This window comes from Malikia granosa (assembly GCF_002980595.1).
Lineage (GTDB): Bacteria > Pseudomonadota > Gammaproteobacteria > Burkholderiales > Burkholderiaceae_C > Malikia > Malikia granosa.
Genome location: NZ_PVLQ01000113.1, coordinates 1 through 6,562, shown reverse-complemented (window position 1 = coordinate 6,562; position 6,562 = coordinate 1). Strand labels below are relative to the sequence as shown.

Genomic DNA, 6,562 nt, shown 5'->3' with positions numbered 1-6,562 from the left:
TGAATTGCGCAACAAAGCCACGCTATGCCGGGTGCGCTCTTGGCTGAAGCGTCAGAAACGGCACTTCTCGTAGACGGCCACGAAGTGCTCTGGGTGTGTTTGCGCACGTCGGGGAGCAGGTATCCGGACTGGAGCGTTGAGCTACTTGATCCGCCGCCGCTGCCTGTGGTGACAGGTAACGAAGGGTGAAACTATAGGCGCAGCACGTTGGAAACAAGGCCCGATTGAAAAAGTGGAGCCTATTTGCTGGGGTTTTACAAACCAAAATTTGTCTCATCCGGATCGCCTTTAGAGACAAATTTGGGTTGTAGGGTTCCACCCTAACGAAAGGGGGTTGAAACACAACACTGGTGTTGCCAGTTGCGCGAACGTGGGTTCGATCCCGCATGCTGCCAGCGCAGTTCGTCGCGCCGTACCGCCCCGATGGATCCAGGGCAGGATGCGGCAAGAACGACGTCTACGATACGGTAGCGGTATGCGAGGCTTGTGCTCGTCATGCTTGCATTAGGATTTATGCTTGCTAAAATGCAAGCATCTTAATTTTGCAAGGATGATAAATGGATGAGGAACATAGCGCGGAAGGCCGCGCAAAGGGCGGCGTCGCTGCCGCCAGGAAGTTGACAGCAGAGCAGCGCAAGGAGCGCGCAAAACAGGGCGCGGTAGCGCGCTGGGGGCTGAAGGCAACCCACAAGGGGAATTTCCAGCAACATCTTGGAATTGATGTTGAGTGCTACGTCCTGAATGACGCCAAAAAGACGGCTGTTATTAGTCAGTCTGGCATGGCGAAAGCTCTAGGTCTGACTGAGCGCGGCAATGTCTTGGATCGCTTCATCAGCAGTCAAGTGATGACTGGCTACGTGGTGGCCGAACTCGCTGAAAAACTCAAAAATCCTTTGGTTTTTCAATGGAGTAGCGGAGTGGCTGAAGTTCCTCCTACTACCGTCAAGGGCTTTGATGCATCGCTACTAATTGACCTGTGCAACGCGATTTCATCGGCCAGCGTAGAAGGTAAGCTGGGCAAGCGATATGCGCGCATAGTACAGCAGGCATCCATCATCAATGGGGCCTCCGCCAAGGCTGGCATCACAGGGTTGGTGTATGCGCTTGCTGGATATCGCCCAGAGATCGAGGAGGTCATACAAGCCTTCAAGATGTTTGTGCAGGAGGAGGCGAAAAAGTATGAGCAGGAGTTTCCCAATGAGCTTTACCTGGCATGGCACAGGCTCTACAAGATTCCGATCCTAGCTCGCGGAAAGCCGTGGCAAATGATGCACTTGACGCGTAAACACATCTACTACCCCCTAGCCAAGAGCCGGGGCAATATATTGGAACTGTTACGTGCGCTACGTGATAAAGATAATCAAAAGAAAAAGCTTTTCGTGTTTTTAAGTGATGTTGGGACGCGAGCTCTGCGGATGCACTTGGGCCGAGTCTTGGAAATGGCCGAGTCGTCCCAGACAGTCGAAGAGTACGAAGCCAAGATCACTGATCGGTTTGGCGACCAGTGGGAGTTGGATCTGGCTTGTCCTGCCAGTTGAGCTTCCCCCCTTCCTGCCAGCCGCCTTCGGGCGAATACGAAGCCAAGCTGGAGCGGCAGGCAGGCCGATGGGAGGCAAGATCACTAAAATTTTGAGCCTCCAGATTTCTCCTAAACGTACGTTGTTGGCGGCGTGACCCCGCTTCCCTGGCGGAGCAGTTGCGCGCCATGTTCGCCAAAGAGGGTATCCCCATGGAAATTTTGTCACATTATGTTCCTGATAGACCCTTTGCATGCCTTAGAATAAATGACGGGTTAAGTGACGAATTTTGACGCCTGGAGCATTTGATTTCACCCTGTCACTTAATCGAACGTATATGTGACAGGTGAAACATGCTGATTGGCTACATGCGGGTATCGAAAGCGGACGGATCACAGTCCACCCATCTGCAGCGCGATGCGCTCATCGCCGCCGGCGCGAGTCCTGCCCATCTCTACGAGGATCTGGCTTCGGGCCGACGAGATGATCGACCGGGGTTGGCGGCCTGCCTGAAGGCGCTGCGTGAAGGCGACACGCTGGTCGTATGGAAGCTGGATCGGCTCGGCCGTGACTTGCGCCACCTGGTCAACACGGTACACGATCTGACTGCGAGGAGCGTGGGATTGAAGGTGCTGACGGGTCACGGTGCGGCAGTCGACACCACCACCGCCGCTGGCAAGCTGGTCTTTGGCATCTTTGCTGCACTGGCCGAGTTCGAGCGGGAATTGATTTCCGAGCGAACGGTAGCCGGACTTGTCTCGGCGCGCGCTCGGGGTAGAAACGGAGGGCGCCCGTTCAAGATGACCGCTGCCAAGCTGCGCCTGGCGATGGCCAGCATGGGGCAACCGGAAACCAAGGTCGGCGATCTCTGCGAAGAATTCGGGATTACTCGGCAGACGCTCTACCGGCATGTGTCGCCCCAGGGCGAGCTTCGACCGGATGGCGTGAAGTTGCTCGCTCTCGGGTCAGCCGCATAGGTAGCGATGGTTTCAAAGGGGCTGCGGGCAAATTTGACAACCGCCAAATTTCCGGTTTCGACCCATTGCTGTCCTTCTAGTAACGCCAGCCGATGACCGTTTAACAGCGGCTGCTATCAATTGACTATGAACCGCCCAGCCCAAGCCGCGCCTCTGGCGATGAGCGTATGTACCAGTCAGTTTGATGTGATGCTGCCAGTGTTTGGTCGCTGGCTTGTCCGTATGGCAAGGCTAAGACGATACGGGGGGCTGCACCGCGAACGACCTAAGCACGCCAGGTAGATGAGACATCCGAGCAAACCATCATGGGTCGGTCGATTTGGGAACTGAGGTCACGCTTTCGGATTACTGCGCGCTGGCCAATGAGACAGAAGCGGCCATGCTGAGTTGCTCCCGCATGACCTTCGCCTCCTTTTTGAAATAAGGCAGATTGGCCATCTGCAGGGTTGAGGGCGATGGTGCGCTTGCGATGCGGGTTGGATTTGTAGGCACGCCTTTGACGAGGTATTCAAAGTGCAGATTCGGGCCGGTCGCCGTTCCCGTGGAGCCGACAGTGCCGATGTTCTGACCTTGCTGTACGCGTTGTCCAACCCGGACCGCGATGCGTTCCAAGTGGGCATAGGCGGTGGCCGTGGAATTGGGGTGACGAATCACCACGTAGTTGCCATAGCCACCTTGCTGGCCGGCGAAAGTCACCACGCCGTTGGCGACGGTTCGGACAGGCGTACCAGTCGGTGCCCCATAGTCCGTTCCCTTGTGGTACTTCTGACCGCCCAACACCGGGTGGATACGCGGTCCGTACGAACTGGTGACCCTGGAAAAAGCCAGGGGAGATGCCAAGAACGCACGTCGCTGGCTGCTACCGTCAAGGTTGAAGAACTCGCCTGCTTTGCCTGCCTCCTGAAACCACATGGCCTGGTGGGCTTCCTTGCCGTTTTGGACCTCGGCACCCAGCAACCGTCCGGTGAACAGGACTTCACCGTCCAGTTCGAACGCCTCATAGACCAAGCTGAACCGCGCACCCCGCTTCAAGTCGCGCTGGAAATCCAAATCCCCGGAAAATGACTCGACCACCTGGGAGGCAATGGCATCCGGGATGTCAGCCTGGTCAGCATCCGCGTAGAACGAGGAGCGAAGGGTGAGTGAGCCGAACAGCACCCTTCGCCGGGGTGTGGGCTGTTCGAGTCGGGAGGTGAATCTACTGCCCTGCCACTCAACCACCAGTCGGCTGACACGCTGGCTGTTATTGTCCACCCAGCGCACCGACAGCTTCCTTAGGCGTCCTTTAGGCGTTCTAGTGACGTCCGTGAGTTTGCCGGGTGTGCCCATCAGCATCAGGCGCGATGTTGCATCACGGGAGAAGAAGCTCTGCGCTTCGGGGTCATTAACACCCAGGCGTTTGAGCAGCGTCTGAAAGGAATCGTCACGTCGGGTGGTTTGCGATTGGTGAAGCAGAAAATCGTCCTCCGATGCAGTTTGATGGGTTGCATCAAGAGTCGACGCCACGGGCTCCACCACTTGCCGAATCGGCCATTCGGCGGCATCGGGCAACGTGGTTGAGACGCCAAAGGCCACGACGCCAGTTCCCATCATCAAGGTGCCCAAGGTTGCCAACACTGGACGCCGGTGGTTGTGGATCAGTCTTAGAAATGGAAGTAGTTGGATTGGTTGCATGGCAGGGGAAACGGTGGGTCAGCTGGGCAAAAAACGCCTCAGGTTCCGGACAAAAGGGTCTTGATGTCCGCCGCTATGGTGGCGGCGTCAGTTCCGTACGGAGAAAACAAGCGGGCCCTGCCCTCAGTGTCGAAGATGTACTTTCCTGCGGAATGGTCCATGGTGTAGGAGGTCGGGGTGGAGCCGGGGACCTTCTTGAAGTAGATCTTGAAGTTGTCCGCAACACCCTTGAGTTCGTCGAGCTCGGGCCTCAGGGCGACGAAGCCCGGATCGAAGCTGGCTATGTATGCCTTGAGCAAGGGTTGTGTGTCGCGCTCGGGATCCACCGTGATGAAGAGCACCTGCAACAGATCGCCTTGTGTACCCAGCAAGCGCTTGACCTCTGCCATGGTGGACATGGAAGTGGGGCAGACATCCGGGCACTGCGTGTACCCGAAGAAGACGACCACGATCTTGCCCTTGAAGTCCTTCATCGTTCTCAGGTTGCCATGGTGGTCCTTGAGCCTGAGATCCTTGGCAAAAGACGCGCCGGTCACATCGGTGCTTTTGAAGGCCGGGGTTTCGGGAGAGCACGCCAGCAGCACCGGAGCCGCCGCACAGGCGCGGATCATCTGTACGAAACGCCGACGACAGGTGAGCCAATGGTCTGAAGGAGATGAAAAACTCGGGCTCATGTCACTTCCTGGCCTTGGCCACTTCTTCCGCCACAAGAGCCAGCAATTGCTGATCACCAAATGACGGCAGTCCCCGGCCGTTGACGAAGAACGTCGGCGTCTTGGTCACTTCCAAAGCGGTCAGGTCTTCGACGTCCTGCTTCAACACCGCAGCAATGTCCGCCCCTTTAGCGTCGGCCTTCGCCTTCGCGATGTCCAGGCCCGCCTCTTTCGCCGCTTGATACGCGAGATCGATGTTGGGCTTGCCATGGTCGGCCCATTGCGGCTGGGCTGCCAGCACCATCTCCAGCACTGGCAGGTATTTGTTTTGTCGCTTGGACGCCTCCAGCAGCTTGACCACCTGATCGGAGCCCGCGTGGAAGGGGGCATACCGGATCACCAGACGCACATCGTTCGGGTACTGCTTCAGGATGTTCTTGACGACGGGGTAGAACGCTCTGCAGGTCTCGCACGCCGGGTCAAAGAACTCGACGATGGTGACTGGTGCGTTACTTGGACCAAAGACCGGCGAATGGAAGCGCATCAAGCGGTTGTCTGGCTGGCTGGACTGAGAGTCGGAAGAGTTGCTGGACTGGCTGACCACCTGGCTGACCTTCTCGGCCTGGGAGTTTTGCACGCGCTTCTGGTAAGCGTTCATGCCGAGGAAGAAGACCACCAGGACGATGGCGACCAGGGCGGCGACGGTGATTTTTTTTGAGTTCATCGGGAAGACTTTTTGAGGTAGACGATGAGCAGGAGCGTCAGTGCCGTGAAAGCGGCGAGTGACAGCCACGGTATCTGGACGCCGTTGAGGATTTCGAGCTTCTGGTCCGCACAGGACACCCCGGCGCTGCAAGGCACCCAGGCTTTGGGGATCAGACCGGCCACCAGCAGGGTGTGATAGCCCGCGATGGTCAGTCCTCCCAAGGCCAGCCAGAGTGCATAAAGCGCACCCCGGCGGTCATCCAGATAGGCGGCGATGCCCAGCACGATGGCCAGCGGGAACATGAAGATGCGCTGGTACCAACACAGGACGCAGGGCGTCATACCCATGACCTCGCCCAGGAAGAGCGCGCCTAGGGTGGCGGCGGTGGCGATCAGCCAGGCCAGCAGCAGCAGGTTCCACGGACGGCTCATGGGGTGTTCCCTGAGGCGACTCTGGAGGAGCTTAGAGACATCAGGATCCAGGCACCTGCAGCCAGCACGATGAAGACGTCGGCCAGGTTGAAGGCCGGCCAGTGCAGACCGCGCCAGTGCACGTCAAGGAAGTCTGTGACGGCACCGCTGTCGATCCGATCGATGAGGTTGCCACTGCCACCGGCCACGATAAACCCGCCAGCAAGGCGTTCGAGCGGTTCGGCCTGCCGGGCTAGGCAGACGAAGGTGATGGGCACGACCACTATGACGCCGATGACGATGAAGAACATCCGTTGCCAGCCTCCGGCATCGGCCAGCAGGGAAAACGCTGCACCAGTGTTGAGCACATGGACCAGGTTGAACCAGGACGTGACCTCGATGGCTGTGCCCAAGGGAATGCTAGCGGCGAACCAGGCTTTGCTCAGTTGGTCCAATGCCATGAGAAAAGCCACGGCGATGAGCCAGGTCAGGCGGGGATAATCCCGCCAGGGAAATGAAGACATGGAAAAACACCCTGAAAGAACGGACATCGCCAGCCATACGGGCTGGCGCGATTCACAGGGATCGGGAAGCGGCGAAGGGTGCCGCGAGTAAACCGAACCCT

At 57.9% G+C, this 6,562-nt stretch carries 7 protein-coding genes and 1 pseudogene; 3 read left to right on the top strand and 5 right to left on the bottom strand.

Features of this window, described 5'->3' with window-relative positions; all coding sequences use genetic code 11:
• Positions 1-557 precede the first annotated feature (557 nt).
• The 3 genes and pseudogenes from C6P64_RS16970 (at position 558) to C6P64_RS16960 (ending at position 2,494) form a co-directional block, all read left to right on the top strand.
• Entirely contained in the window at positions 558-1,538 is a 981-nt protein-coding gene (locus C6P64_RS16970; protein ID WP_105749718.1) for a P63C domain-containing protein, read from the top strand.
• A 128-nt stretch (positions 1,539-1,666) separates the two neighbouring features.
• A pseudogene (locus C6P64_RS16965) lies at positions 1,667-1,810 on the top strand (TniQ family protein); the annotation flags it as partial.
• 60 nt (positions 1,811-1,870) lie between these two features.
• Positions 1,871-2,494 carry a recombinase family protein gene (locus C6P64_RS16960; protein WP_105749717.1) on the top strand — a complete coding sequence of 208 codons (624 nt, stop codon included), beginning with the start codon at positions 1,871-1,873 and terminating at the stop codon, positions 2,492-2,494.
• A 345-nt stretch (positions 2,495-2,839) separates the two neighbouring features.
• On the opposite strand, the gene C6P64_RS16955 is transcribed toward C6P64_RS16960, so the two are convergent.
• The 5 genes from C6P64_RS16955 to lspA all read right to left on the bottom strand — a co-directional run.
• Positions 2,840-4,099 carry a M23 family metallopeptidase gene (locus C6P64_RS16955; protein ID WP_170073140.1) on the bottom strand — a complete coding sequence of 420 codons (1,260 nt, stop codon included), beginning with the start codon at positions 4,097-4,099 and terminating at the stop codon, positions 2,840-2,842.
• 107 nt (positions 4,100-4,206) lie between these two features.
• A complete protein-coding gene (locus tag C6P64_RS16950) occupies positions 4,207-4,779 on the bottom strand; it encodes an SCO family protein (protein WP_105749715.1) in 573 nt (190 codons plus the stop codon).
• Between the two features lie 64 nt (positions 4,780-4,843).
• On the bottom strand, positions 4,844-5,545 hold the full coding sequence (locus C6P64_RS16945) for a DsbA family protein (protein ID WP_105749714.1): 702 nt from the start codon (positions 5,543-5,545) through the stop codon (positions 4,844-4,846).
• Positions 5,542-5,958: a disulfide bond formation protein B gene (locus C6P64_RS16940; protein ID WP_105749713.1), complete on the bottom strand. Its 417-nt coding sequence runs from the start codon at positions 5,956-5,958 to the stop codon at positions 5,542-5,544. Before C6P64_RS16940 ends, C6P64_RS16945 begins: the two co-directional genes overlap by 4 nt.
• A partial coding sequence (gene lspA, locus C6P64_RS16935) for a signal peptidase II (protein ID WP_146115968.1) occupies positions 5,955-6,562 on the bottom strand: 608 nt, incomplete at its 5' end. The genes C6P64_RS16940 and lspA, both read right to left, overlap by 4 nt.